At 69.6% G+C, this 23613-nt stretch carries 24 protein-coding genes; 18 read left to right on the forward strand and 6 right to left on the reverse strand.

What is annotated here, in order from left to right:
* The first annotated feature begins 14 nt into the window (after positions 1-14).
* The 6 genes from SSMG_RS16505 to SSMG_RS16530 all read left to right on the forward strand — a co-directional run bounded on the left by SSMG_RS16505 (position 15) and on the right by SSMG_RS16530 (position 10903).
* Positions 15-3686 (forward strand): CARDB domain-containing protein, encoded by a 3672-nt coding sequence (locus SSMG_RS16505; RefSeq protein WP_009077646.1) that lies wholly within the window; start codon positions 15-17, stop codon positions 3684-3686.
* A 136-nt stretch (positions 3687-3822) separates the two neighbouring features.
* Entirely contained in the window at positions 3823-4107 is a 285-nt protein-coding gene (locus tag SSMG_RS16510; protein ID WP_009077648.1) for a DUF1905 domain-containing protein, read from the forward strand.
* A gap of 114 nt (positions 4108-4221) precedes the next feature.
* Positions 4222-6330 (forward strand): N,N-dimethylformamidase beta subunit family domain-containing protein, encoded by a 2109-nt coding sequence (locus SSMG_RS16515; RefSeq protein ID WP_050788201.1) that lies wholly within the window; start codon positions 4222-4224, stop codon positions 6328-6330.
* A gap of 18 nt (positions 6331-6348) precedes the next feature.
* Positions 6349-7371, forward strand: coding sequence for an LLM class flavin-dependent oxidoreductase (locus SSMG_RS16520; protein ID WP_009077652.1), 1023 nt, complete (start codon positions 6349-6351; stop codon positions 7369-7371).
* A gap of 145 nt (positions 7372-7516) precedes the next feature.
* Complete coding sequence (locus SSMG_RS16525; protein ID WP_009077653.1) at positions 7517-9628, forward strand: acyltransferase family protein; 2112 nt, start codon at positions 7517-7519, stop codon at positions 9626-9628.
* A gap of 156 nt (positions 9629-9784) precedes the next feature.
* Positions 9785-10903 carry a cobalamin-independent methionine synthase II family protein gene (locus SSMG_RS16530; protein ID WP_009077655.1) on the forward strand — a complete coding sequence of 373 codons (1119 nt, stop codon included), beginning with the start codon at positions 9785-9787 and terminating at the stop codon, positions 10901-10903.
* Between the two features lie 721 nt (positions 10904-11624).
* On the opposite strand, the gene SSMG_RS16535 is transcribed toward SSMG_RS16530, so the two are convergent.
* Positions 11625-11834, reverse strand: coding sequence for a CsbD family protein (locus tag SSMG_RS16535; protein WP_037713904.1), 210 nt, complete (start codon positions 11832-11834; stop codon positions 11625-11627).
* Positions 11835-12018: 184 nt separating this feature from the next.
* On the opposite strand from SSMG_RS16535, the gene SSMG_RS16540 reads away from it, so the two are divergent.
* From SSMG_RS16540 to SSMG_RS16565, 6 genes are all read left to right on the forward strand, one after another.
* Positions 12019-12480 carry an Asp23/Gls24 family envelope stress response protein gene (locus SSMG_RS16540; protein WP_037713907.1) on the forward strand — a complete coding sequence of 154 codons (462 nt, stop codon included), beginning with the start codon at positions 12019-12021 and terminating at the stop codon, positions 12478-12480.
* A 241-nt stretch (positions 12481-12721) separates the two neighbouring features.
* Positions 12722-13039, forward strand: coding sequence for a hypothetical protein (locus SSMG_RS16545; protein WP_009077658.1), 318 nt, complete (start codon positions 12722-12724; stop codon positions 13037-13039).
* On the forward strand, positions 13036-13212 hold the full coding sequence (locus SSMG_RS46150; RefSeq protein ID WP_009077660.1) for a hypothetical protein: 177 nt from the start codon (positions 13036-13038) through the stop codon (positions 13210-13212). Before SSMG_RS16545 ends, SSMG_RS46150 begins: the two co-directional genes overlap by 4 nt.
* A 3-nt stretch (positions 13213-13215) precedes the next feature.
* Positions 13216-13602, forward strand: coding sequence for an Asp23/Gls24 family envelope stress response protein (locus tag SSMG_RS16555; RefSeq protein WP_009077662.1), 387 nt, complete (start codon positions 13216-13218; stop codon positions 13600-13602).
* Positions 13603-13732: 130 nt separating this feature from the next.
* Positions 13733-14260, forward strand: coding sequence for a DUF6286 domain-containing protein (locus tag SSMG_RS16560; protein WP_037713908.1), 528 nt, complete (start codon positions 13733-13735; stop codon positions 14258-14260).
* Entirely contained in the window at positions 14257-14820 is a 564-nt protein-coding gene (locus SSMG_RS16565) for a hypothetical protein (RefSeq protein WP_037713911.1), read from the forward strand. The genes SSMG_RS16560 and SSMG_RS16565 overlap by 4 nt, the downstream gene beginning before the upstream one ends.
* Here SSMG_RS16565 and SSMG_RS16570 read toward each other — a convergent pair whose 3' ends face one another.
* From SSMG_RS16570 to SSMG_RS16585, 4 genes are all read right to left on the reverse strand, one after another.
* Entirely contained in the window at positions 14821-15315 is a 495-nt protein-coding gene (locus tag SSMG_RS16570) for a nitroreductase family deazaflavin-dependent oxidoreductase (protein ID WP_009077666.1), read from the reverse strand.
* Positions 15316-15342: 27 nt separating this feature from the next.
* Entirely contained in the window at positions 15343-15855 is a 513-nt protein-coding gene (locus tag SSMG_RS16575; protein WP_009077668.1) for a pyridoxamine 5'-phosphate oxidase family protein, read from the reverse strand.
* 7 nt (positions 15856-15862) lie between these two features.
* Positions 15863-16519: a TetR/AcrR family transcriptional regulator gene (locus SSMG_RS16580; RefSeq protein WP_009077670.1), complete on the reverse strand. Its 657-nt coding sequence runs from the start codon at positions 16517-16519 to the stop codon at positions 15863-15865.
* 63 nt (positions 16520-16582) lie between these two features.
* The gene (locus SSMG_RS16585; RefSeq protein WP_009077673.1) at positions 16583-17512 is read right to left on the reverse strand and encodes an NADP-dependent oxidoreductase; all 930 of its coding nucleotides are present in this window, start codon (positions 17510-17512) and stop codon (positions 16583-16585) included.
* A gap of 128 nt (positions 17513-17640) precedes the next feature.
* On the opposite strand from SSMG_RS16585, the gene SSMG_RS16590 reads away from it, so the two are divergent.
* The 6 genes from SSMG_RS16590 to SSMG_RS16615 all read left to right on the forward strand — a co-directional run bounded on the left by SSMG_RS16590 (position 17641) and on the right by SSMG_RS16615 (position 21877).
* Positions 17641-18141, forward strand: a complete 501-nt coding sequence (locus SSMG_RS16590; RefSeq protein WP_009077674.1) for a MarR family winged helix-turn-helix transcriptional regulator — start codon at positions 17641-17643, stop codon at positions 18139-18141.
* 31 nt (positions 18142-18172) lie between these two features.
* Positions 18173-18817, forward strand: a complete 645-nt coding sequence (locus tag SSMG_RS16595) for a metalloregulator ArsR/SmtB family transcription factor (RefSeq protein ID WP_009077676.1) — start codon at positions 18173-18175, stop codon at positions 18815-18817.
* 32 nt (positions 18818-18849) lie between these two features.
* Entirely contained in the window at positions 18850-19317 is a 468-nt protein-coding gene (locus SSMG_RS16600) for a DUF3291 domain-containing protein (protein ID WP_009077677.1), read from the forward strand.
* Positions 19318-19429: 112 nt separating this feature from the next.
* Entirely contained in the window at positions 19430-19909 is a 480-nt protein-coding gene (locus SSMG_RS16605) for a DoxX family membrane protein (RefSeq protein ID WP_100266809.1), read from the forward strand.
* Between the two features lie 39 nt (positions 19910-19948).
* Complete coding sequence (locus tag SSMG_RS42440) at positions 19949-21181, forward strand: hypothetical protein (protein ID WP_050788202.1); 1233 nt, start codon at positions 19949-19951, stop codon at positions 21179-21181.
* 87 nt (positions 21182-21268) lie between these two features.
* Positions 21269-21877: a dihydrofolate reductase family protein gene (locus SSMG_RS16615; RefSeq protein WP_037713917.1), complete on the forward strand. Its 609-nt coding sequence runs from the start codon at positions 21269-21271 to the stop codon at positions 21875-21877.
* Here the strand turns inward: SSMG_RS16615 and SSMG_RS16620 are convergent.
* Positions 21867-23612 (reverse strand): ABC transporter ATP-binding protein, encoded by a 1746-nt coding sequence (locus SSMG_RS16620; RefSeq protein WP_037713920.1) that lies wholly within the window; start codon positions 23610-23612, stop codon positions 21867-21869. The two genes, SSMG_RS16615 and SSMG_RS16620, sit on opposite strands and share 11 nt — an antisense overlap.
* Position 23613 lies beyond the last annotated feature (1 nt).

The raw sequence follows: 23613 nt of genomic DNA on the forward strand, positions 1-23613 counted from the left end.
GAAGAGAAGACGCCATGACCCGTACGCGTTTGTCCCGTCTCGTCGCCGGTTTCCTCGCCGCCGGGCTTTTCGCCGCAGGCCTCACCCACGCCGCCGCGGCCAGCGGTCCTTCGCCAGGTCCGGCTCCGAACGCCGCCGAGGTGCCGTTAGCGCACACGGTATCCGCGAGCAGCGTCCAACCCGGCTATCCCGTCTCCAACGCTTTCGACGGCAACCAGGCCACCTACTGGGAATCGGCCAACAACGCCTTCCCGCAATGGATCCAGGCCGACCTCGGCTCGGCCAAGCCGCTCTCGCGGATCGTGCTGAAACTGCCTGCCACCTGGGAATCCCGGACCCAGACGCTCACCGTGCGCGGCAGCACCGACGGCACGACGTTCACCGACCTCGTCCCGTCGACCGGCTACTCGTTCGCCACCAACACCGTGACCATCCCGGTGACCGCGTCCGCCCGCTACGTGCGGCTGGACGTCACCGCGAACACGCAATGGCCTGCCGCGCAGCTGTCGGAGTTCGAGCTGTACGGACCGGACACTGGCGACACGCAGGCCCCGACCGCGCCCACGAACCTCGCACTGACCGAGCCCGCCGCCGGGCAGGTCAAACTGACCTGGTCGCCGTCGACGGATGACGTGGGCGTCACCGGATACACCGTGTACCGCGACGGCACGCCTGCCACCACGGTCACTGGCCCCACCTTTACCGAGAACCGACCGGCGGGCCCGCGCATCGAGTACTTCGTGCGCGCCAAGGACGCCGCCGGGAACGAATCCGCGGACAGCAACCACGTCGTCCGCGCCGGGACACAGACCGGCCAGAACCTCGCCGCGGGCAAGCCGATCGAAGCGTCCTCGACGGTCGGCGCGTTCGCCGCAGCCAACGCGAACGACAACAACACTGGTACGTACTGGGAGTCCGCCGCAGGCTACCCGAACACCCTGACCGCAAAGCTCGGCGCCGACGCGGATCTTTCTTCGGTCGTCGTGAAACTCAACCCGGACCCGATCTGGAGCGCGCGGACGCAGAACTTCGAGATCCTCGGCCGTGCCCAGGGTGCAAGCGAATTCACGACGCTCGCCGCGCGGGCCGACTACCGCTTCGACCCGGCCGTCAACCAGAACACCGTGACGATCCCGGTCACCGGCCGCGCCGCGGACGTGCGGCTCCGGTACTTCGCCAACTCCGGCGCGCCGGGCGGCCAGGCCGCGGAATTCCAGGTGTTCGGCATCCCCGCGCCGAACCCGGACCTGGTCGTCACCGGCACCGCGTGGACCCCGTCCAACCCGACCGAGGCCAGTGACCTCGCCGTATCGGCAACTGTGCGGAACGCGGGCACTGCCACTGCGGGTGCCACGACAGTCAACGTCAGCCTCGGCGGCACCGTCATCGGCTCCGCGCCGGTCAGCGCCCTCGCCGCCGGAGCTTCCACCACGGTGACCGTGCAGGCGGGCAAACGACCGCAGGGCACCTACCGCGTGTCCGCCACGGTCGACCCGGCCAACACCGTGGTCGAGCAGGACGAAACCAACAACACCTTCACCTCGACGGCGCAGCTGGTGATCGCCCAAGCCCCGGGCCCGGACCTCGAGGTCACCGGCATCACGCCGAACCCGCCGAACCCGGCCGTCGGCGCGCCGGTGTCGTTCACCGTCGCCGTGCACAACCGCGGCACGAGCGGCGCGGGAGCCTCGGTGACCCGGTTGTCCGCTGGCGAAACCACGCTGAACGCCGACACTCCCGCGATCGCAGCCGGAGCCACGGCGAACGTCGCGATCCCGGGCACGTGGACTGCCGCGAACGCGACTCTCACCGCGACCGCCGACGCGACCGACGTAGTCAAGGAGACCAACGAAGCCAACAACACGCTGTCGCAGGCAATGGTGGTCGGCCGCGGCGCAGCGCTGCCCTACGTGGAGTACGAGGCGGAAGCCGCGCAGTACCAAGGCCAACTGCTGGAGACCGACCCGCTCCGGACGTTCGGGCACACGAACTTCGCGACCGAATCGTCCGGCCGGAAGTCCGTCCGGCTGGCGAACCAGGGCCAGTACGTGGAGTTCACTTCGACGAACCAGGCGAACTCGATCGTGGTCCGCAACTCGATCCCGGACGCTCCCGGCGGCGGGGGACAGGACGCGACGATCAGCCTGTACATCAATGGAGCCTTCGCGCAGAAGCTCAACCTGTCGTCCAAACACAGCTGGCTCTACGGCAACACCGACGACCCCGAAGGGCTGACGAACACCCCGGGCGGCGACGCGCGGCGGCTGTTCGACGAATCGCACGCGTTGCTGACGCAGTCGTACCCGCCGGGCACGAAGTTCAAGCTGCAGCGCGACAGCGGCGACACCGCGGCGTTCTACGTCATCGACCTGATCGATCTCGAACAGGTCGCGCCAGCCCTGCCGAAACCGCCGGAATGCACCTCGATCACCGACTACGGCGCGGTGCCCGACGACGGAATCGACGATTCGGCCGCGATCCAGCGCGCGGTCACCGAAGACCAGAACGGCGTGATCAGCTGCGTGTGGATCCCGCCGGGCCAATGGCGGCAGGAACGCAAGATCCTCACCGACGACCCGGACGTGCCCAACGGCGGCGGGCAGTACAACCAGGTCGGCATCTCGAACGCGACCATCCGCGGCGCCGGGATGTGGTATTCGCAGCTGTACTCGCTGATCCAGCCGCAGGACGCGGGCGGGATCAACCATCCGCACGAGGGCAACTTCGGCTTCGACATCGACAAGAACGTGCAGATCTCCGACCTGGCCATCTTCGGCTCCGGCCGCATCCGCGGCGGCGACGGCGGCGCGGAAGGCGGCGTCGGACTGAACGGCCGGTTCGGCACCGGCACGAAGATCTCGAACGTGTGGATCGAGCACGCGAACGTCGGCGTCTGGGTCGGCCGGGACTACAGCAACATCCCGGCGCGGTGGGGCCCGGCCGACGGCCTGGAGTTCAGCGGCATGCGGATCCGCGACACCTACGCCGACGGCATCAACTTCGCCAACGGCACCCGGAACTCGCGGGTGGTGAACTCGTCGTTCCGCACCACCGGCGACGATTCCCTCGCGGTCTGGGCGAATCAGTACGTGAAGGATCCGGCGGTGGACATCGCGCACGACAACGTGTTCCGCAACAACACGATCCAGCTGCCGTGGCGCGCCAACGGAATCGCGGTCTACGGCGGGTACGGGAACAAGATCGAGAACAACCTGGTCTCCGACACGATGAACTATCCCGGCATCATGCTGGCGACCGACCACGACCCGCTGCCGTTCTCCGGGCAGACGCTGATCGCGAACAACGCCCTGTACCGCTGCGGCGGCATCTTCTGGGGCGAACAGCAGAAATTCGGCGCGATCACCTTCTTCGCCCAGGGCAAGGACATCCCCGGCATCGTCCTGCGCGACACGGAAATCCATGATTCGACCTACGAAGGAATCCAATTCAAAACCGGCGGCGGCGCGATGCCGGACGTGACGATCAGCGATGTGAAAATCGACAAATCGAACAACGGCGCGGGCATCCTCGCGATGAGCGGCGCCCGCGGAAACGCGACGCTGACGAACGTGACGATCACGAACTCGGCGGCGGGCGACGTCGTCCGCGAGCCGGGTTCGCAGTTCGCGATCGCCGGCGGACCAGTCCCGGCGCTCGCCGCTCGCGGCCGTCGCGGGACGAGATAGGGGGAGGTCCGGCGCCGGAACGGGCGGGTCGTTCCGGCGCCGGGCCAGCACCCCGCGGGCCGGTACGGTGTCGAAATCCCGCGAGCAGGTTCGTACCTCGAGGTGAACGCCCCCACCCGAGACGAAGGAGAACCCGATGACCACCGGCGAACTCAACGAGGAATTCACCGCGACCCTGCGCAAGAGCCCGGCCAAGGGCGGCCACACCTACCTGGTCTGGCCCGGCTCCGCGGAGTTCTTCGGCACCCGCGGCTTGGTGAAAGTCCGCGGCACGGTCGACGGCGAACCGTTCCGCAGTTCCTTCATGGCCCTCGGCGACGGCACCCACAAACTCCCGGTCAACGCCGCACTCCGGAAAGCGATCGGCAAGGAAGCCGGCGACACCGTGACGGTCGTCCTGCTGGAACGCCTCGCCCGCTGACCCGTTGGGCTCATCGGGTGGTCGTCCGGCCGCCGGGGAAACGTCCGGCGGCCGGACGAGCGTCACCCCGTCAGACGGGTGCGAGGGGACGCACGCCGAACTCCTGGGGGAGACATGGGGATCATCAGCGGCCGTCCGGCCTTGCCGGTCGTCGAAGCGGCAGAGGGACGTCCGGAAGAAGCACAAGAAACCGGAGCGTTCGATCCGCACCAGCGGTGGAGCCGGCTCGTCGGCGGAGGCGACGGCATCGTCTACGCGGTGCAGTCCGACGGCGCCCTGTACTGGTACCGGCACCGGGGCTGGCCCACCGCCGCGTTCGACTGGGCCAACCAGGGTCTGGGGGCGGCGATCGGGTCCGGATGGCAGGACTTCGTCACCGTGCTCGGCGATCTGAACGGGGTCCTGTACGGCGTGCGCGGGGACGGGACGGTGCGGTATTACCAGCGGGTCGTGGCCAATCTGGACACCGGAGCGGGGACCTGGGCCAACAACGGCACCGGTGTCGTGGTCGGGACCGGCTTCGATGCTTTCCCGCGGATTTTCGGCGGACCCGGCGGCGTCCTCTGGTGCGTTGACGCCGACGGAATCCTGTACCGGTCGCGCCGGATCAACGGCACTTTCGAAACGCCCCAGCCGCTCGGCGACGGATTCAACGTCGCGCGCTACCTGTTCTCCGACACCGGGAACGTCATCTACGCCGTCAGCGGCACCGGCGCGCTCACCTGGTTCCGCTACCGCGACGGCATCGGATGGGCGAACGGCGGGCAGCCGATCGCGATCGGCGACAACGACTGGTTCGAGCTGTTCCGCCGGGACCTGTTCGCGGGAGCAGGCAACGGCGCGGTCTACCTGATCCGGATCGACCACTCGGCAGTGCCGGGCGACGACGGCGATCTCGTCGAACTGCGGCTCGCCAACCACCAGACGGTCGACACCGACGGCGGGCCGCGCTGGATCAACAACGCGACCGGCGTGGTCGTCGGGCAGGGCTTCACCGTCGAACGCAGCGCCGGGCTGCAGGGGTATCCGCAGCAGCAGAGCGTGCCCGCGGGCGGCCGGGTGTCGATCGCGCTGTCGACCGCTTTCCCCTCGGTCACCGCGCAGCTCGTGCGCGTCGCACCCGGCGGAGACACGCCGGAAGCGGTCACCGGGACCACCACCGTCGCGGGCGGCCTCCAGCAGGTGGCCGCGAACTACCGGTCCGCCGGATGCGGCTGGGCCGAGCGCTACGCCGCCGATCTCCCGGCGACCTGGCCGTCCGGCGTGTACGCCGCGCGGGTGACCGGCCGGTTCGGCCGGGTGCAGCACATCCCGTTCGTCGTCCGGCCCGCTGCTCCGGTACAGGAAATCGCCGTGGTGCTGCCGACCAACACCTACCACGCGTACAACGGCTGGAGCGGGCACGACCAGTACTCCGAGGGCCAGGATGGCGTCCGGCGCACGATCTCGTTCCTGCGGCCGAGCTACACCTGGCAGATCGCGCCGAAAGGCCAGTACGACCTGGAGCTGTACAGCGATCTGGAACTGCTGCGCTGGCTGAGCGCCGAACAGCTCGGGTTCGACTGCTACACCGACCACGACCTGCACACCGGCGGCTGGCTCCCCGCCTACCAGGCGATCGTGCTCGGTTCGCACCCGGAGTACTTCTCGATGGCCATGCGCACCAACCTGGCGAACTACCTCGCGGCCGGGGGCAGCGTGATCGCCACCGGAGGCAATCAGATCTACGAACGCGCGGAGTTCACCGCCGACGGCACCGCCCTGACGTTCCGCGCCGCCGACGGCAGCCGCGACCTGTTCCGCGAGCACTACGGCCTGCCCGAATCGCAGCTGCTCGGGGTGAATTACGACTCCGACGGCTGGATGACCTTCGCGCCGTACCGCGTGCTGCGCGACCACCCGTTCCTTGCCGGGACAGGGCTGTCGGCAGGCAGCGAATTCGGCGCGCACGGCCGGAACGGAGCCGCGAGCGCCTGGGAATTCGACACGCTCCAGGGCCTCGACGGCGAGGTCCCGCCGAGCGGGGTCATCGCTAGGGGAACGAACCCGGCCTCCCGCGGCGGCGCGGCGATGACCTGCAAGGAACTGCCCAGCGGAGGGTTCGTGTTCAGCGCGTCGTCGCTGACCTTCAACGGAGCGCTCCGGGTCGACCCGGCACTGAGCCTGCTGCTGCGGAACGTGTTCGACCGGGCACTCGCGCCCGACGGGAATGAGACGGGTTAGTTGAACGTTTGACGATGTGTGAAGAACATTGGCTTCCTCTCGTTCGGCCACTGGTCGCCGAGCCCGCACTCCGAGACCCGCTCGGCCGCCGACTTCCTGCACCAGTCGATCGACCTCGCGGTCGCGGCCGAGGAGCTGGGCGTCGACGGCGCGTACTTCCGCGTGCACCACTTCGCGCAGCAGGCGGGCAGCCCGTTCCCGCTGCTCGCGGCCATCGGCGCGCGGACGTCGAAGATCGAGATCGGCACCGGCGTGATCGACATGCGCTACGAGAACCCGCTGTACATGGTCGAGGACGCGGGCGCGGCCGACCTCATCTCGCGGGGCAGGCTCCAGCTCGGCGTGAGCCGGGGATCCCCCGAGCAGGTGATCGACGGCTGGCGGTACTTCGGCTACGCCCCGGCCGAGGGCGAGACCGACGCGGACATGGCCCGCGACCGCGTCGAGGTCTTCCTGAAGCTGCTCGAAGGCGAGGGTTTCGCGAAACCGAACCCGCGCCCGATGTTCCCCAACCCGCCCGGCCTGCTCCGGCTCGAACCGCACTCCGAGGGCCTGCGCGACCGCATCTGGTGGGGCTCGGGCTCGAACGCGACGGCCGTCTGGGCGGCGAAACTCGGCATGAACCTGCAGAGTTCCACGCTCAAGGACGACGAAACGGGCGAACCGCTGCACGTCCAGCAGCGCAAGCAGATCGAGGCGTACCGCGAGGCGTGGAAGGAAGCGGGCCACGAGCGCGAGCCGAGGGTGTCGGTCAGCCGCAGCATCTTCGCGCTGACCAACGACCTGGACCGCGCCTACTTCGGCCGCGACCGCAACTCGCGCGACCAGATCGGCATGATCGACGAGAACACCCGGGCGATCTTCGGCCGCTCGTACGCCGCGGAGCCGGACGAACTGGTGCGGGAGCTGAAGGAGGACGAGGCCGTGCAGGCCGCGGACACCCTGCTGCTGACCGTGCCGAACCAGCTGGGCGTCGACTACAACGCCCACGTGCTGGAAAGCATCCTGACCCACGTCGCCCCGGAGCTGGGCTGGCGCTGAGCACACCCGAACGAGGGAACCGCGGCGCGATCCGTCCGCGGTTCCTTTGTTCGGTTCCGCGTTTCGCGGCACTCCCGTGCCTGGTCAGCTGCCCGGCCCCGCTAGCATCACTGAGTTTTCAGCGAGGCGGGAAAAGGGGCGGAAAGTGGACACGGGGACTTTGAGCGGGCCGACGAGGTCCCCGCGAACGCCGGACGAGGAGCGAAGACGCGCGTTCCGGCCGGACATCCAGGCGCTGCGCGCCGTCGCGGTCGGTCTCGTCGTGCTGAATCACCTGTGGCCCGGCCGGGTGACCGGCGGGTACGTCGGCGTGGACGTCTTCTTCGTCATTTCCGGCTTCCTCATCACCTCGCACCTGGTCCGCGAAGTCGCGAGCACCGGGCGGATCCGGCTCGCGAAGTTCTACGCCCGCCGCGTGCGCCGCCTCTTGCCCGCGGCCTTTCTCGTCCTCGCCTTCGTCCTTGCCGCCGCGTATTTCCTCATGCCCTTCCCGCGCTGGGAGTCCAACGCGCAGGAGGTGATCGCCAGTGCGCTGTATGGGGAAAACTGGCTGCTCGCCGCCAATTCCGTCGACTATTCGCACCTGACCCAGTCCGCGAGCCTGTCGCAGCATTACTGGTCGCTTTCGGTCGAGGAGCAGTTCTACCTCTTCTGGCCCTTGTTGCTCCTGCTGCTGTTCAAGCTCCGCGCGCGGTGGGCGCGGCTGGCCGGGGTCGGGCTCGTCGGGGCCGCTTCGCTGGGCTTCAGCATCTGGTTCACCGACGTGTCCAAGAGCCAGGCGTACTTCGTTACTCCGGTGCGGGTGTGGGAGTTCGCGCTCGGCGCGTTGCTGGCGCTCGTCGGCGCGAAGCTCGTCCTGCCGAGGATCGCGGCGAACCTGGCCTCGCTGGCCGGTGTCGCCGCCATCGTCGCCGCTGCGGCCTTGTTCGACGACGAGACCGCGTTTCCCGGTGCGACCGCGGTCTTGCCTGCTGCGGGCACCGCGCTGGTGATCTTCGCCGGCAACTGCGAGGAGCGGCAATGGCATACGCCGCTGTCCTCGTCGCCGCCGGTGCAGTGGCTGGGGAACGTCAGCTACTCGCTGTACCTGTGGCATTGGCCGCTGATCATGCTGGCCCCGTTCGCCATCCCCGGCGCGCTGGCCGCGGGAGCGCTGACCTGGCAGCTCAAACTGGGGATCCTGGGCGCGTCCCTGGCCGCGGCGCACCTGTCGAAGCGGTTCGTCGAGGATCCGGTCCGGACCTGGCAGCCGCTGAGCCGCACCTGCGGGACGACCTTCGCCGCCATGGCGGCCGGGATGCTCGTGGTGTGCGCCGCGGCGGGCGGGCTGACCTGGACCTACCAGCGGCGCGTCGACCAAGAGGCCCGCGAGATCGCGGCGGAGATGTCCGGCCCCTGCCACGGGGCGCGGGCGCTGATGGCGGGCAACGCGTGCGCCGACCCGTTCGGCCCGGCCCGGACCGTCGAGATGGGCCCGGCCAACCGGTACTACACGGCGCCCGCGGACTGCCCGCCGCCGATGGCGCAGTACGCCGCGAGCGACGGCACGAAAACCACCACCCGGTGCGACTTCGGCCAGGGCGACGCCGAACCGAAAGTGGTGTGGCTGGTCGGGGACTCGCACGCCCAGCAATGGCAGGCGCCGCTGCTCAGCCTCGCCCGCAAGAACCACTGGCTGCTGTACACGAGCTACCTGGGCGGCTGCCCGTTCGCCGACATCCGGGCGATGCAGTTCGGCCGCGGCGTCCCCGACCGGCGCTGCATGAGCTGGACCAAGCAGATGGTCGGCGAAATCGCGAAAACGCGGCCAGCGTACGTGTTCACGTCGTTCTACAGCCGTCACGAGCCCGCCGACGACCGCAGCGGCCGCTCGCAGACGGAGCAGTACCGGGACGGGCTGAACGCGTACTGGTCGAAGTGGACCGCGGCCGGGGCGACCGTATTCGTGCTGGCCGACCCGCCGCTCAACGGACTTGTCCGCGCGACGGATTGCGTCCTGCTGAATCCGGATGACCCTCGGCAGTGCGCGGTCGACCGTTCCGTCGCGCAGCCGGCGGACCCGCTGACCGCGGCTGCCAGGGCGAGCACCGATCCCGGGGTCCGGCTGCTCGACCTGACCGACTATTTCTGCGACCGGGAACGCTGTTACGCGGTGATCGGGAAGGTCAGCGTCTACTACGACGCCAACCACCTGAACTACGACTACAGCCTGAGCCTCGACCGGGTCATCGCCGAGGCCGCGGGAATCCCGGGCTGAGCGGAAACGCGTTTTTCGCACTTCGCCAATAAAGCGTTTTCCGCCCCGGCGCCGTGTCAACACTTTCGAACCGGCAATGGCACGAAAGAAGGAGAACGGCGTTCTCCGGTGTTTCTTCCCTGTTCCGCTCCGCGCGGCCGCTTCTACGCTCGCCCCATGACCATTCCTTCCGAACCCATCGGCAGCATCCCGCGTCCGCCCGAATTGCTCGGCGCTCTCGCCGCGCGCGAAAGCGGGCAGCTCGGCGACGCGGCTTTCGCCTCCGTTCTCGACCGGGCCGTGCGCGAGACCATCGAAACGCAAGCGAGCCTGGGCGCGACCGTGGTCACCGACGGCGAGCAGCGCAAACCCAGTTTCGTCACCTACCCGATCGCGGGCTCGGGGAACCTTTCCGCGGACGGCGTCGTGATCCCGTTCGCCGACGGGCATCAACGGCAGCTGCCTTGCCTGACGTCCGGCCCGTTCCGCTACCAGGAGCACGCCGAGCACTATTTGCGGGCCGCGCGGCAGGTTACGAACCTGCCGGTGAAACAAGCGGTTATCGCGCCTTCCGCGCTCTCGCTGCTCTACCCGGCCGCGGGGATCGACGGCTATTCGCGCGAGAGTTTCCTCGACGACCTGGTCGACGGGGCCGAAGCCGATATCCGCGGTTGCCTGGACGCGGGCGCGCACGTCGTTCAGCTGGATTTCACCGAGGGACGGCTCTCGCTGAAGCTCGATCCCAGCGGCCAGGTCCTGCGCGATTTCGTCGAGCTGAACAACCGGGTGCTCGAGCGGTTCGGCGAAGCCGACCGGGCTCGCCTCGGCGTCCACACCTGTCCGGGCGGCGACCAGGATTCGACGCACAGCCTCGACGTCGACTACGCCGGCCTGCTTCCCGAGCTGTTCCGGCACGCCGTCGGCAATTTCTACGTCCAGCTGGCCAGCGAGTCCGATCCGGACCGGGTCCTGCGCGTCCTCGCGGACCAGCTCCGGCCGGGCGTGCGGGTGTTCGTCGGGGTGACCGACCCGATCGATCCGCGCGTGGAAACCGCCGAGGAAGTGCGCGACCGGGTGCTGCGCGCGGCTCGCTATCTCCCGGTCGAGCAGCTGGGAACGTCCGACGACTGCGGCTTTTCCCCCTTCGCGGACGACCAGTCGACCTCGCGGGAGACCGCGTTCGCCAAGATGCGCGCGCGGCTGGAAGGCACTGCGCTCGCGGCGGACCAGCTGGGAGTCGGTTTCCCCGCGGCCCGTACCGGCCAGGATGCGCGACGGACCGCCGCTGTCGACTGAATATCGCGCGGGGCAAGGGAAATCGGCCGGGCGGTGACTACGCACAGTGCTTTTCCGTGCCTGGATCGAGGCTAGGCCGGCAGCGGCCGTGACCCGGAACTGGGCGCGCGCGGCGGACCGGGCCGGATTCCCGGCCACGAAAGGGAAAGAGCTTGCCCGGCCGAGTGTTTCTGGCCCGGTTTCGCTGGACCGGATGGTCTTGTGGTAACCGGGTGCGTTCTCGGCACCGCCTAGGACTGCTGCCCGCCCAGCAAGCCGCCGGCCGCGACCCCGCCCACCCCCGGCGCGGCCGCGGCGGCGGCTCCCTTCAGGAAGTCCCGCCGGTGCTTGCCGGAACCGGGGCCGGGTTTCTCGTCGTTCGGAGCAGGCGTCCTCTGCCTCCGCGAGTGCGTTTCGAGACTGTGGCTCGCTTGAATTCAAGGGAGTACCCGGCGCGAACAGGGGCGTAGCCGGACAGGCGACCTCGATCATCAGATCGGTGGAGCGGGTCAACGGCGCAAGGCGTGGATCATCGCCTTCCGCGACCCGCGCGAGCGCAGTGCCGACACCGCTGCGCCCAAGGATCGGCCGGAGATCGTCGAATCGCTGAATCTCGCGGGACGCAATCGCTATTGGCTGCTTCTGTGCGCGTTCTTCGCCGAGTTCGCGGATCGCGGACCGGCGGAAAAGCGAACGCGGGACCCCGCTTTAGTGCCGGAGCCCCGCGTTCTCGAGGAGAAAGTCAGTCTTTCTTCAGTGCGTTCTTGACTTTGTCCGCCGCGCCGCCGAGCGCGTCTTTGACGTTTTCGGCCGCTTCCTTGATCCCGGCTTTCGCCTGGTCGGCTTTGCCTTCTTGCTTCAGCTTCTCGTCACCGGTCAGCGAGCCCGCGGCCTCCTTGGCCTTGCCGCCGAAGTCGTCTGCCTTGGCGCCGATCTTGTCGCCCGTCGACATGGGTCTCCTCCTTCATTGCCGGACAGCGAACGCGGGAATGCGTCAAAGCGAACGACAACGCGGATCCCGAATCGTCATTCACTCGATGATGTGATCGTCGCCACACGTTCGGGGAGTGAGTTTTGCGCGGCTGCCGAGTCGAACCGATGAACTGAACATACGGAAACCGACTGGAGGAGATTCGATGGCTTCGACGACTGACACGGCGGCCAAGTCCCAGGACGTGGAGAAGGTCAACGCCGGTCCGCTGACCAGTTCGCAGGGGACGACCAGCGTCGCGGACGTGGTCGTGCAGAAGATCGCCGGGCTGGCGACGCGCGAGATCCCGGGGGTCTACGACCTGGGCGGCGGCGCGGCGCGGGCGTTTTCCGCGCTGCGCGAGCGGATTCCGGGCGCGACGGCGTCGGCCGGGCAGGGCGTTTCGGTCGAGGTGGGGGAGAAGCAGGCCGCGGTGGACCTGCAGATCGTGGTCGAGTACGGCGTTTCGATCGCCGACGTCGCGCGTTCGATCCGGCGCAACGTGATCAGCGCGGTCGAGGGGATGACCGGGCTGGAGGTCGTCGAGGTCAACATCAACGTCGGCGACCTGCACCTGCCGTCGGACGACGAGGAGGACGGCTCCGGCGACAGCGGCCGGGTGCAGTGAGCGCGGTCGCGGGGGCTGGACGGGTCGCCGTCGCGGAGCGGTCGCCGGTGACGGCGGGCGCGCGCGGCGGACGGTCCGGCCAGGCCGCGGCTCAGGGCCGGGCCGCGACGCCCGGCCGGGCAGGCGGCGCCTGGCGGCGATCGGGGGCGGCCAGGCGGCTTGCGAAGACCGGCCGGGGGTTTGCCGCGGCGGAGGCGCCCGGCCGCCGGTCCGCAGTGGCGGGCGAAGGCGGGCGGGTCCGATGAACCTGCTCGAGGAGGCCCGCCGGATCGTCGCCGCCGTGCGGGAGCTGCCGGAGGTGGCGGACGTGCACGGCGGCGGGTTCGGCCAGGTCGCGACGCTCGGGGCGGGCGGCCGGGTGAGCGGAGTGCGGGTGACGGAGGAGGACGTGACCGTCGGCGTGACGGTCCGGGCTCCGTTCTCGGCGGGGGACGTGGCGGCGGCGGTGCGCGCGGCCGCCGCGTCGCCGGGCCGTCCGGTGCACGTGCTCATCGCCGACGTCGAAGTGCCGGCCGCGGCGGAGACCGGGCCGGAAAACCGGAAGGAGACGGTGTCGTGAACGCAACGGGATTGGGACTGATCACCGGCCTCGCGCTGGGCCTCGCCGCCGCGCTCGGCGGATTCGGGGCGTTCCTGCTGGTCCTCGTGCTGGGCGCGGTGGGACTGCTCGTCGGGCGCCTGCTCGACGGCAAGCTCGACCTCTCGCAGCTCACCGGCCGCGACCGGGGGTGAGCCGTGGCTGTCGCAGCGGAGGCCGCGCTCGCGCCGGAAGACCGCGGGAGCCTCACGATCAGCGAGCACGTCGTCGAGCGGCTGGCCGCGCACGCGGCGGGCGAGATCGACCGGGTCGGCGGGGCCGCCGGGCGGACGCTCGGGATCAGCCTCGGCGGCGAGGCGCTGGACCGGTCGGCGAAGACGTCGGCGCGGATCGCGGGCGGCGAGGTCGAGCTGGACGTGCGGATCTCGCTCGAGTACCCGGCCCCGGTGGGCGCGACGACCGAACGGGTGCGCGCCCACCTGCGCGGACGGGTCGAGGAATGGACCGGGATGCCGGTCCGGCGCGTCGGCATCACGGTGACGGCCCTGCACACCGAGGCCGCCGGGCAGCGGCGAGTGGAGTGAAACCGCGGCCCCCTGGGACCGACCGGATGTCCGCCGCAGCGATCGGGTCGAGCGGAACGCCGGATCCGCCGACTCGCCCGAGCGGTTCGAACAGCTCCGCACCCGGAGCGATCGCGTTGAGGAGGATCGAGTGAAACGCCGAACCCGCCGGTCTCTACCGGCGAGCTTGACCGCCGCTGTGCTGCTCGCGGTGTGCGTGCTGACCGCCGTCGCGGCCATCCAGCGGCTCACCGGCCACCAGCCGTGGCTGGATTACCGCGCGGTCGCCACGGCCGTTCACGACGCGCACTGGACCGACCTCGTCCCCGCGCTGATTTCGGGCGCGGTCGCTGTCGTCGGCCTCGTGCTGCTGTGGGCGGCGCTGCTGCCGGGCAAACGCCGGATCCTCCCGCTGACCGGAGACCCGGATTCCGGTGCCGACAGCGCGGACTACCGGTCCGCGTTGCGGGCGGCCGCGGCGGACGTGGACGGCGTCGAACGAGCCAAGCTTTCCACCGGCTCGCGCAAGGTCAAGGTGCGGGTGAAAACGGCCCGCACGCGGACGGACGGGCTGGCCGACGCGGTCCGCGCGGCCGTCGAGTCCCGTCTGGACCACATCTCACCGGTTCGCCGGCCCGCCGTGTCGGTGCGGGTCCGTGCTTCGAGGGAGGCCTCATGAATCGTCCGGCCGCGCTCAACCGGTTCCTGCTCGCGGTGATCGGCCTGCTGCTGCTCGCCGCGGGGGGATTCGGTCTGGCTACGCACTTCCGCGTGCTCAAGCTGGTCAACCCCGAGGCGCCGCTCGTGCCCGGCACCGCGGAGCCGCCGACCTGGGTCTTCTACGTGATCGCCGCGGCGGCGGTCGTGGTGGGGCTGCTCGCCCTGCGCTGGCTGCTGGCCCAGCTCGCGCACCGGCCGCGCACGGGGGTGTGGCGGTTCGAAACCGATCCCGCTTACGGACGCACCGAGTTGCGCGCCGACGACGCGGTGGCTCCCTTCACCGAAGAACTGCGGGGGTTGCCCGGAGTGCACAAGGCGAGCGCGTCGCTGGCCGGAACCCGGGAGACGCCGTCCCTGGCGCTGATCGTCACGTGCGAGCAGGACGCGGACCTCGGCGAGATCCGCAATCGCATCACGGAGGAGAACCTCCCGCGGCTCAAGGAAGCGTTGGAGCTGAACGACATTCCGGTCGAGATCGAATTCCGGTTCACCAGCCGCGCGACGTCCCGCGTCGGGTGATCAGCGCGGAGTGAGCACCACGACCGGAATCTCGCGCTCAGTCCACTTCTGGTACTTCGCGAAATCCGCGTACAACTCGACCAGCCGCGGCCACAGTTCGCGCCGCTCGTCCGCCGACGCGACGCGCGCCGTGACCGGGACGTTGCGGCGGCCCCTGAGGTGTACGCGGGTTTCCGGTTCCGCACGCAGGTTGAAGTACCACTGCGGATGCTTCGGCAGCCCGCCCTGGGAGGCGACGATCACCAGGTCGTCACCGGAACGCAGGTACAGCAGCGGAGTGGTGAACAGCCGTCCGGATTTGCGGCCGCGGTGCTCCAGAAGCAGGGTCGGCACGGGTTTGCGGAAACCCGCGCCGACGCGCCACTTGTGGCCGATCCGGCCGTTGGTCAGGGTGAAGACTTTGACCTGGATTCTGGCCAGGTACTTCATGAGCGCCGCTGTCACCGGCGAGTCCAGGCCTTTCGGCGCCTCTGCGGGAAGGGAAAAGCGTCCCATCGTGAACCTCCTGGCGGGGCGAACGCGTCAGCGGGCGGGCGGTGGGCAGTGCGCGGCGGTCGATCCGGCGAGCGGCATCGGGTCGAGTCCGAGCTTGCGGTGGTCCCAGGAACGGATCCGCTCCACGTCGACGCGGATCGCGACCCGTTTGCGGAGCATGAATTCCACCATCGGCTTCACGTCGTCGGTGTACTCGCCGTGGTATCGCTCCCAGACGTTGACCCCGACCGCCCAGAGCGCGTCCGGATCGTCGACGACCTCGGCGCGTCCTTCGAGCGAGACGCCGCGCAGGACGTCGTAGGTCAGTCCGTCCTCGACGAGCACGGTGACGCGCGGGTCGCGGCGGAGGTTGACTGCCTTCTGCGCCTTGGCTTTCGTTTCGAACCACAGCACGCCGTCGATGACCGCGTACCACATCGCGACCGCGTGCGGATGCCCGCCGGGGCCGAGCGACACCAGGGTCGCGGTGCGCTGCGAAGCGAGGTAGGCCGAGATTTCCTCGGGGGTCATCTCGATCTGCGCTCGCTGGTTGGTTCCCATCGGTTCCTCACTTCCTGCGGCGGGCCCCGGGCGGGCCGGCGAGTATCGAGGCGACGACGTCGACGAGGTCGTCGACAAGCTGGCCGGCGGTCCAGTCCGCCGCGTCCGGGCCGTGCAGGCGGCGGGTGCGGCCGACGTCGCCGAGGACGTTCAGCGTCACGGTCATCGCCTGGGACAGCCGGAAATCGAGCGTCCGGCGGGGGATTCCGGGGCTCAGCCGGTCCAGCAGGCCGACGAACGCGGCGTTGCGCTCGAAGAAGGATTCGGCGACCGCGTCCAGTCCGTCGCCGCCGGTCGCCAGCAGCTGGCCGACCAGCCGGAGCCAGCATTCGCCGCCCGATTCGAGCACCGCGACCACCGGCTGCACGAACGCGCGGGCCAATTCCCTTGCGGTGACGCCTTTTTCGGGGAATTCCCGCAGCACCGCGTTCCGCTCGCCGGTCACCTGGTCGAGCCGGCTGCGCAGGACCGCGTCGAGCAGGCCCTCCTTGGAACCGAAGTGATAGTGGATCGCCGCGACGTTCGTCTGCGCTGCCTGCATGACGGTCCGCAACGACACCGCGCCGACGCCGTGCTCGGCGAAAAGCCGTTCCGCGGCGGCGATCAGGCGCTGCTCGGTCGCCGCTCCGCGAGCGGCGGGGATCCGCGCGGCTTCGGTGCCCATGGCACGGACTCTATCAGCTGATTCAATCAGTTGATAGAGTCCGGCCTCGAGGAAAGACCTCTTTCAGGGAATCAGGACAGTCTTGCCGGCCAGTCGTCCCGAGGCCGCTTCGTCATGTACGGCAGGGAGATCTGCCAGCGGCCGACGGTCGGCGACAGTGATCCGCAGCGTCCCCGCGTCGACCCGTTCGACGAGTTCGGTCAGCTGCTCGGCGTTGCCGGCGACGAACACCCGAGCCGTCCGGATGCCGCGTCCAGGGTTTTCCGGCGGGGGAGTGGTGGCGCTGACCAGTGCGCCGCCGTCGGCGACCAGGTCGGCGAGCGCCGCGGTTTCTTCCGGAGTGGTGGGCACGAGGTTGAGCACGACGTCGAACGGCGCTCCGTCCACCGCGGCGGAGGCGAAGTCGAGGTGTCCGATGAGCCGGTCGGCTCCGTATTCGCGAAGGCGTTCCTCGGTGCGGGGGCTCGAGGTCGCGGTGACGGTCGCGCCTGCCTGATGGGCGAGTTGCACGGCATAGCTGCCGACCGCGCCGCCAGCGCCGTTGATCAGAACAGTTTGGCTCGCTTGCAGGCGAGCGTTGTCGAAAAGCGCCTGCCAGGCCGTCAATCCGCCGACCGGCAGCGCGGCGGCGTCGGGCAGATCGACTGTCTTCGGGGCAGCGGCCAGCGCGTTCGCGGGAACGACGGCGTATTCGGCGGCCGCGCCGTCGGCGTTCATCGGCAGGAAGGCCACGACCGCATCGCCGACCCGGTGGCCCTCGACGCGAGGGCCGAGTTCGGCGATCGTCCCCGCGACCTCGATTCCCGGAACGTGCGGGAAGGCCAAGGGAAAGACCTCCTGCAGGCCGCCCGCGCGGATCCCGAGGTCGACCGGGTTGAACGAGGTGGCGGCCACCTTCACGAGCACCTGCCCCTCGGCGGGCGCCGGCCGCTCGGCTTCCTCGACGGCCAGGACTTCACTTCCGCCGTAGCGGTGGTAGCGCACTGCTTTCATGGCATCCTCCGTAATGTGCTTCGAAGTCGAAGCAACCTCCGGTCGAGTATGCTTCGACTTCGAAGCAAAGTCTCGGAGGCGTGAGGGCGGCCACAATGATTCGACTTCGAAGCATCTAGACTGGCGGCATGGCGGACGCGCTGGAGCCCAAGGAGCTCGCTACCTATTTCGCGCTCATGGAGTCGGTGAGCCTGCTGCAGCACGCCGTCAGCCAGCAGTTGCGGGCCGAGGGCGACCTGAGCTACGTCCAGTTCGAACTGCTGGCCCGGCTCGCCGATTCCGACGGGCCGTTGACGATGACGGAACTGGCCGACGGCGTCGTCTACAGCCGCAGCGGCCTGACCCATCAGGCGGGCTTGCTGGAAAAGGCGGGCCTGGTCACCCGCGGTCCCAGCGCGGACGACCAGCGCGCCACGGTCGTCGGGATCACCGACGCGGGCCGGGACTTGGTCGCGAAGGTGCTCCCCGGGCACATCGACGCCGTCCGCCGGCTGCTGTTCGCTCCACTGTCCACTTCGGACTTGGAGGCGCTGGGCGGCATCATGGCCCGCGTCCGCGACCACATGCGCGCCGAGCCGCCGCGGTCGGTCGCGACGCGGCGGGGCGTGAAGGGGAGCGGCGTCCTCTAACGCGCATTGTCGTTGTTCTTAGACTGGCGGCGTGGAAGACATCGAGGCGATCGCCGTCCTGCAGGACCCGGTCCGGCGGCGGCTGTACGACTACGTGGTTTCCCGGGACCACGACGTGAGCCGGAACGAGGCGGCCGAGGGGGCCGGGATCCAGCGCACGCTCGCCGCGTTCCACCTCGACAAGCTCGTCGACGCCGGGCTGCTGGAGACGGAGAGCAAGCGGCTGAGCGGGCGTTCGGGCCCGGGCGCCGGTCGTCCCGCGAAGCTCTACCGCCGGTCCGGTGCCGAGCGGCAGTTCTCCGTCCCGGCCCGCGACTACCGCACCGCCGCTGATCTGCTGGCCGAGGTCGCCGAGGTCGCCCGGCTCGACACCGAACTGCAGGCCGCCGCCCGGCGCGAGGGGCGCGCGGCGGCTTGCCCGATCGGGGATCTCGCCGCGGCGAAGGAACTCCTGGCCGCCCGCGGCTACGAACCTCGCGAGGACGGCGAGGTCCTGCGTCTCGTCAACTGCCCCTTCCATGTTCTCTCGCAACGGCATCCAGGGCTGGTGTGCGGCATGAACCTGGCGTTGCTGGAAGGGCTGCTCGACGACGCCGAAGGGCTGCGGGCCCGGATGGATCCGCGCCCCGGGCTGTGCTGCGTGGTCGTCGAGCCTTCTAAAAATAATGAGAGTTGACATAGAAGGCCCGGCGATGGTGAGGTGAAGGAGTGACGGAACATCACCTCGCCCAGCTCAACGTGGGCATCCTCAGACATCCCCTCGACGACCCCCGGATGCACGGCTTCACGTCGATGCTCGACACACTGAACGAGGTCGCCGACAACGCGCCCGGCTTCGTGTGGCGCCTGGTCGAGGACGGCGGCAACGACGCGACCGCGATCCGGACCTCGCTCGGCGCCGACGTCCTGGTGAACATGTCGGTCTGGGAGAACCGCGACGCGCTGTGGGACTACGTCTACCGCAGCGGCCACCTGGACATGCTGCGCCGCCGGTCGGAATGGTTCGAGCTGCCGAAGGCCCCGTTCCAGGTGCTGTGGTGGGTGCCCGCCGGGCACGTGCCGACGGTCGAGGAGGCCGTCGAGCGGCTGGAACTGCTGCGGGAGAAGGGGTCCTCGCCGCGCGCGTTCGGTTTCCGGGACAGCTACCTGCCCGAAGGCGCCGCCTCCGCGCCGTGACGTCCGCCCCGCTTTCCGCGACACGTCCGGCGGGTCGCCCGGACCGGTCCGGGTGATGGCTAGGGTGTCCGGCGTGGCGAACATGTCCCGTTGGTCGGATGAGAATGGCGGCTTGGACTACGGTCTGCTGGTGCTGCGGCTGATGCTCGCGGTCGCGATGGGGGCGCACGGGCTCATGCAGGTCTTCGGCCTGTTCGGCGGCTCGGACATGGCGCACTTCGAAAACCTGCTGCGCGGCTACGGGTTCAGCCACAACATCGAATTCCTGACCTGGCTGACCGGCATCACCGAGGTCGGCGGCGCGGCCCTGCTGGCACTGGGCCTGCTGACCCCGCTCGCCGCGGCGGGCCTGCTGGGCGTAGCGCTCAGCGCGGTGCGGGTCAAGTGGGCGGGCGGCCTGTTCGGCAGCAGCGGCCCGGGTTTCGAACTGGAACTGACCCTCGCGGCGATGGCACTGGCCCTGCTGCTGACCGGCCCGGGGTGGTACGCCCTGGACCGGCACACGGCGTGGCGGCAGAAGCCCCTGGGGTTCGGGGTGGGCGGACTGTTCTTGTCGATCTGCGCGGCGGTCGGGGTGGGGTCGCTGTTCTGATTCCGAACGGGGGCCGGGAAGATCTGGCAGGCTGGCCTCGTGTTGGCAAGTGAGGACAGCGGCGAACCGCTGAACGCGGAGTACTCCGTGGTGTCCGTCGACGGCCGGTTGAGCCTGGTCATGGAGAGCGCAGGCGGCCGGGGCGCCGGGCCGCGGCCGCGCAACGATCAGTACAACGACGCCTTGGAGCTGCTGCTCGGCCGCCTTCGCGACCGGCGGGCGGTCGTGGTCTCCGGCGTCGTGGCGTCCAAACAGGCTGCCCGTCTGCCGGAGTCCGAGCGCAGCATTGTCCCGATTCCGATCCGCCTGGCCGAAGAGAGCGACCTCAACCAGGTGCGGCGGCAGATCACCCGGGCGTCCGGGAAGGTCGGCCTGAAGGACGGCGCGACGAAGGAGAGCAACAACCAGAAGCGGATCGAGTTGCGACTGGAGGTTCCGGGCTACGGCCCGGACGATGCGGCGCGCCTCGAGGCCGAATTGGCGGCGCCTTCTTCGAAGGCGCCGCAGTCCTCAGCGAAGGATCTGCTCCGGGGCCTCATCGGCGAGACGATCTCGACTCCCGCCGGCGAGGAGAACCGGATTCTCCGGGTCGGGGACGAATCGGTGCTGGTCGGAACCGATCAGTCGCCCGAAGGTCGGCCCGTTCCCATCGAGGATGTCCAGCGCGGAATGGATGTGCTCCGCACGCGCGGCACGCTCCAGGTTTCGGTGGAAGAATTCGGTCACGGGAGCCCGTTCGTCGAAGCGCTGCTGACCAAGCTGCCGCACGTCAGCAGCGACCCGTCCTCGCCCACGCTCACGTTGGACAGCGCCAGCGCCGAACCGGATCCGGCGGACGTGCACTACGGCGAGCTGGACGTGCCGACCCAAGTGAAAGTCCGGGCCGAACAGAGCAAGCTCCGCCAGTTGCTCGCCGGTGATCGCGAGAGCGCGCCCTGTGCGTTGTGCGGCGACGAGTTTCCGCTGAAATTCCTGGTCGCCGCGCACGTAAAGAAACGGGCCGCCTGCACCGACGACGAACGGCGGAATCTGCGCGACATCGCGATGCTCGCCTGCAGTTTCGGCTGCGACATCCTGTACGAATCGGGCTGGGTGACCGTCGACGGGACCGGCCGCATCCGGACTGTCGAACTGGACAAGCTTCCCGCCGGGAGTCTCAAGCTGCGCATGAGCCAGCTGGCCGGCCGCCGGTGCGGAGCTCATCGGGAAACGACCGAACCGTACTTCGCGTGGCATCGCGCGACCACGTTCGTGGGCAAGCTGGCCGGCTGAGCCGGGGCTTGACGCATAGCGCTTCCGCCGCCCTCCTGCTATGTTCGCTCTAACCGCTTGCAGATCGCAATCACTCGGGAGGCTCCCGTGCCGGACACCACCTGTCATATGTCGATGTCGCTGGACGGTTTCGTCGCCGGGCCGGGGCAGAGCCGGGACCAGCCGCTCGGGAGGCGGGGGCTGGAACTGCACGGGTGGCACATCGGCGATCCTCGCGCGACCGACGCGGACAAGACCGCCAGTGGGTGGCTGATGCGGCCGCGGGGCGCGTATGTGATGGGGCGCAACATGTTCGGTCCCGTCCGCGGCGAGTGGGACGAGGACTGGTCCGGCTGGTGGGGCGCCGAACCGCCGTATCACGCGCCGGTTTTCGTGTTGACGCACCACGCTCACGAGCCGATCGAGATGGAGGGCGGGACGACGTTCTACTTCGTCACCGACGGGTTCGACGCCGCCTACGCGGCCGCGCGCGAGGCCGCCGGCGACAAGGGCGTCGACATCGCCGGAGGCGCTTCGACCGTGCGGCAGGCGCTCAACGCCGGGGTGATCGACGAGCTGACGCTCGACATCACGCCCGTCCTGCTCGGCTCTGGCGAGCGAATGTTCGAAGGGGTGGAATCCTTCGGCTTCGAGCCCGTCGAGGTGCTGCATTCGCCGTTGACCACTCACATCCGCTACCGCCGCGTCAGCTCGTAGGCACCTCCAGCGTCGCGGCGAGCAGGCTCCGCGTGTACGGATGTGCGGGGGAGGCGAGCACCTGGTCAGTGCGTCCGGATTCGACGGCCCGGCCCTCGCTGAGCACGACCACCTCGTCCGCGATGCTGCGCACCACCGCCAGGTTGTGCGTCACGAAGATCATCGACGGGCCGTCGTCCATCAGCGAGCGCAACAACTCCACCACGGACGCCTGCACCGAAACGTCCAAAGCGGACGTCACCTCGTCGCAGATGATCAGCTTCGGCTCGCACACCAGCGCCCGCGCGATCGCGACTCGCTGACGCTGCCCGCCGGATAACTCCGCCGGGTAGCGGCCGGCCAGCCGGGCCGGGATTTCGACGCGGTCGAGCGCGGCGCGGGCCCGGCGGAGGCCTTCGCGGGCGGTGACGCCGAAGCAGTGGCGCAGCGCGACCAGCAGACCGTCCTCGACAGTCCGATGTGGACTCAGCGAGCCGTAGGGGTTCTGGAAGACGTACTGCAGCTGACGCCGCGTGCGGGAGTCTCGCCGGGCCGCGGCGGCGGGGATTGGCTTGCCTTCGAAGAGCAGCGAGCCCTGGTGTTCGGCGTGCAGCCCGGCCAGGCAGCGTGACATGGTGGTTTTTCCGCTGCCGGATTCGCCGACGACGGCGAGGCATCGGCCGGGCCGCAGGTCGAAGGAGACGTCGAAGACGACCTGTCGTCCGCGGTAGCTGGCGTTCAGGCCGGAGACCGACAACAGGGCCGCCTGGTCCGCAGGAGGCACGTCGGGCTCGGGAGCGCGCGGTACGGCGAGGGCGTTCCGAGCTACTTTCTCCGTGTGAAGGCACCGGGCGAGGGTGCCGGAAGTCGAACGGGTCAGCACTGGATGCGTTGTGCGGCAAGCATCCGTGGCGTAATCGCAGCGTGGTGCGAAGGTGCATCCGACCCGGGGCTCGTCAATGCTGGGCGCGCGGCCGCGGATGGGGACCAGCCGGTGCCGGTGGGTCGCGGAGGGCACGGCTGCCAGCAAGGCCCGGGTGTAGGGATGTGCGGCGCGGGTGAGGACATCGCGGGTGGTGCCGTGTTCGACCACCTCGCCGCCGTACATGACCAGCACCTGGTCGGCGACGTCGGCGACCACCGCGAGGTCGTGCGACACGTAAATCGCCGCGAGGTCGCGGGTCCGGCACAGTTCCCGGACCAGGCCGAGCACCCGGGACTGGGTGGCGACGTCGAGTCCGGTCGTCGGCTCGTCGAGCACGATCAGCCGCGGACCGGCGGCGATGGCCATCGCGATGGCGACCCGTTGCTGCTGGCCGCCGGAAAGCTGGCGCGGGCGGCGGCGCAGGAACGCGTCGTCGCTGGGCAGCCCGACGGTGTCCAGCACCTGCCGCACCTGGGTCCGCGCAGGCTGGCCCAGCCCTTCGGTCAATTGGGTCGCGACGCGGAGACTCGGGTTGAGTGCGGTCGCCGGATCCTGGGGCACATACGCCACTTTCCGGCCTCGCGCGCGCCGCAATTCCGTAGCGGGCAAGGAAAGCAGATCGACGCCGTCGACGACGACCTGTCCGCTCGTGATCGTCGCTCCGGCGCGGGCGAAACCCAGCAGGGCGAGCGCGAGCGTGCTTTTGCCGGAACCCGATTCGCCGACCACGCCGAGCACTTCGCCGCGGCCGAGTTCGAAGCCGAGGTCCCGCACGATGGGGTGTCCGGCGGCCTCGACGGTCACGCCCGACACCGCGACTTCCTTGGCCACG

Source organism: Streptomyces sp. AA4, from assembly GCF_000158875.1.
GTDB lineage: Bacteria > Actinomycetota > Actinomycetes > Mycobacteriales > Pseudonocardiaceae > Amycolatopsis.

Bases quoted from the DNA above. Each gene is read 5' to 3' on its own strand.
- SSMG_RS16545 (WP_009077658.1), top strand. From the start codon at position 12,722: ATGAACCTGCTCGAGGAGGCCCGCCGGATCGTCGCCGCCGTGCGGGAG.
- SSMG_RS16565 (WP_037713911.1), top strand. From the start codon at position 14,257: ATGAATCGTCCGGCCGCGCTCAACCGGTTCCTGCTCGCGGTGATCGGC.
- SSMG_RS16575 (WP_009077668.1), bottom strand. From the start codon at position 15,855: ATGGGAACCAACCAGCGAGCGCAGATCGAGATGACCCCCGAGGAAATC.
- SSMG_RS16530 (WP_009077655.1), top strand. From the start codon at position 9,785: ATGACCATTCCTTCCGAACCCATCGGCAGCATCCCGCGTCCGCCCGAA.
- SSMG_RS16590 (WP_009077674.1), top strand. From the start codon at position 17,641: ATGGCGGACGCGCTGGAGCCCAAGGAGCTCGCTACCTATTTCGCGCTC.
- SSMG_RS16570 (WP_009077666.1), bottom strand. From the start codon at position 15,315: ATGGGACGCTTTTCCCTTCCCGCAGAGGCGCCGAAAGGCCTGGACTCG.
- SSMG_RS16510 (WP_009077648.1), top strand. From the start codon at position 3,823: ATGACCACCGGCGAACTCAACGAGGAATTCACCGCGACCCTGCGCAAG.
- SSMG_RS16505 (WP_009077646.1), top strand. From the start codon at position 15: ATGACCCGTACGCGTTTGTCCCGTCTCGTCGCCGGTTTCCTCGCCGCC.
- SSMG_RS16515 (WP_050788201.1), top strand. From the start codon at position 4,222: ATGGGGATCATCAGCGGCCGTCCGGCCTTGCCGGTCGTCGAAGCGGCA.
- SSMG_RS16585 (WP_009077673.1), bottom strand. From the start codon at position 17,512: ATGAAAGCAGTGCGCTACCACCGCTACGGCGGAAGTGAAGTCCTGGCC.
- SSMG_RS16580 (WP_009077670.1), bottom strand. From the start codon at position 16,519: ATGGGCACCGAAGCCGCGCGGATCCCCGCCGCTCGCGGAGCGGCGACC.
- SSMG_RS16540 (WP_037713907.1), top strand. From the start codon at position 12,019: ATGGCTTCGACGACTGACACGGCGGCCAAGTCCCAGGACGTGGAGAAG.
- SSMG_RS16535 (WP_037713904.1), bottom strand. From the start codon at position 11,834: ATGTCGACGGGCGACAAGATCGGCGCCAAGGCAGACGACTTCGGCGGC.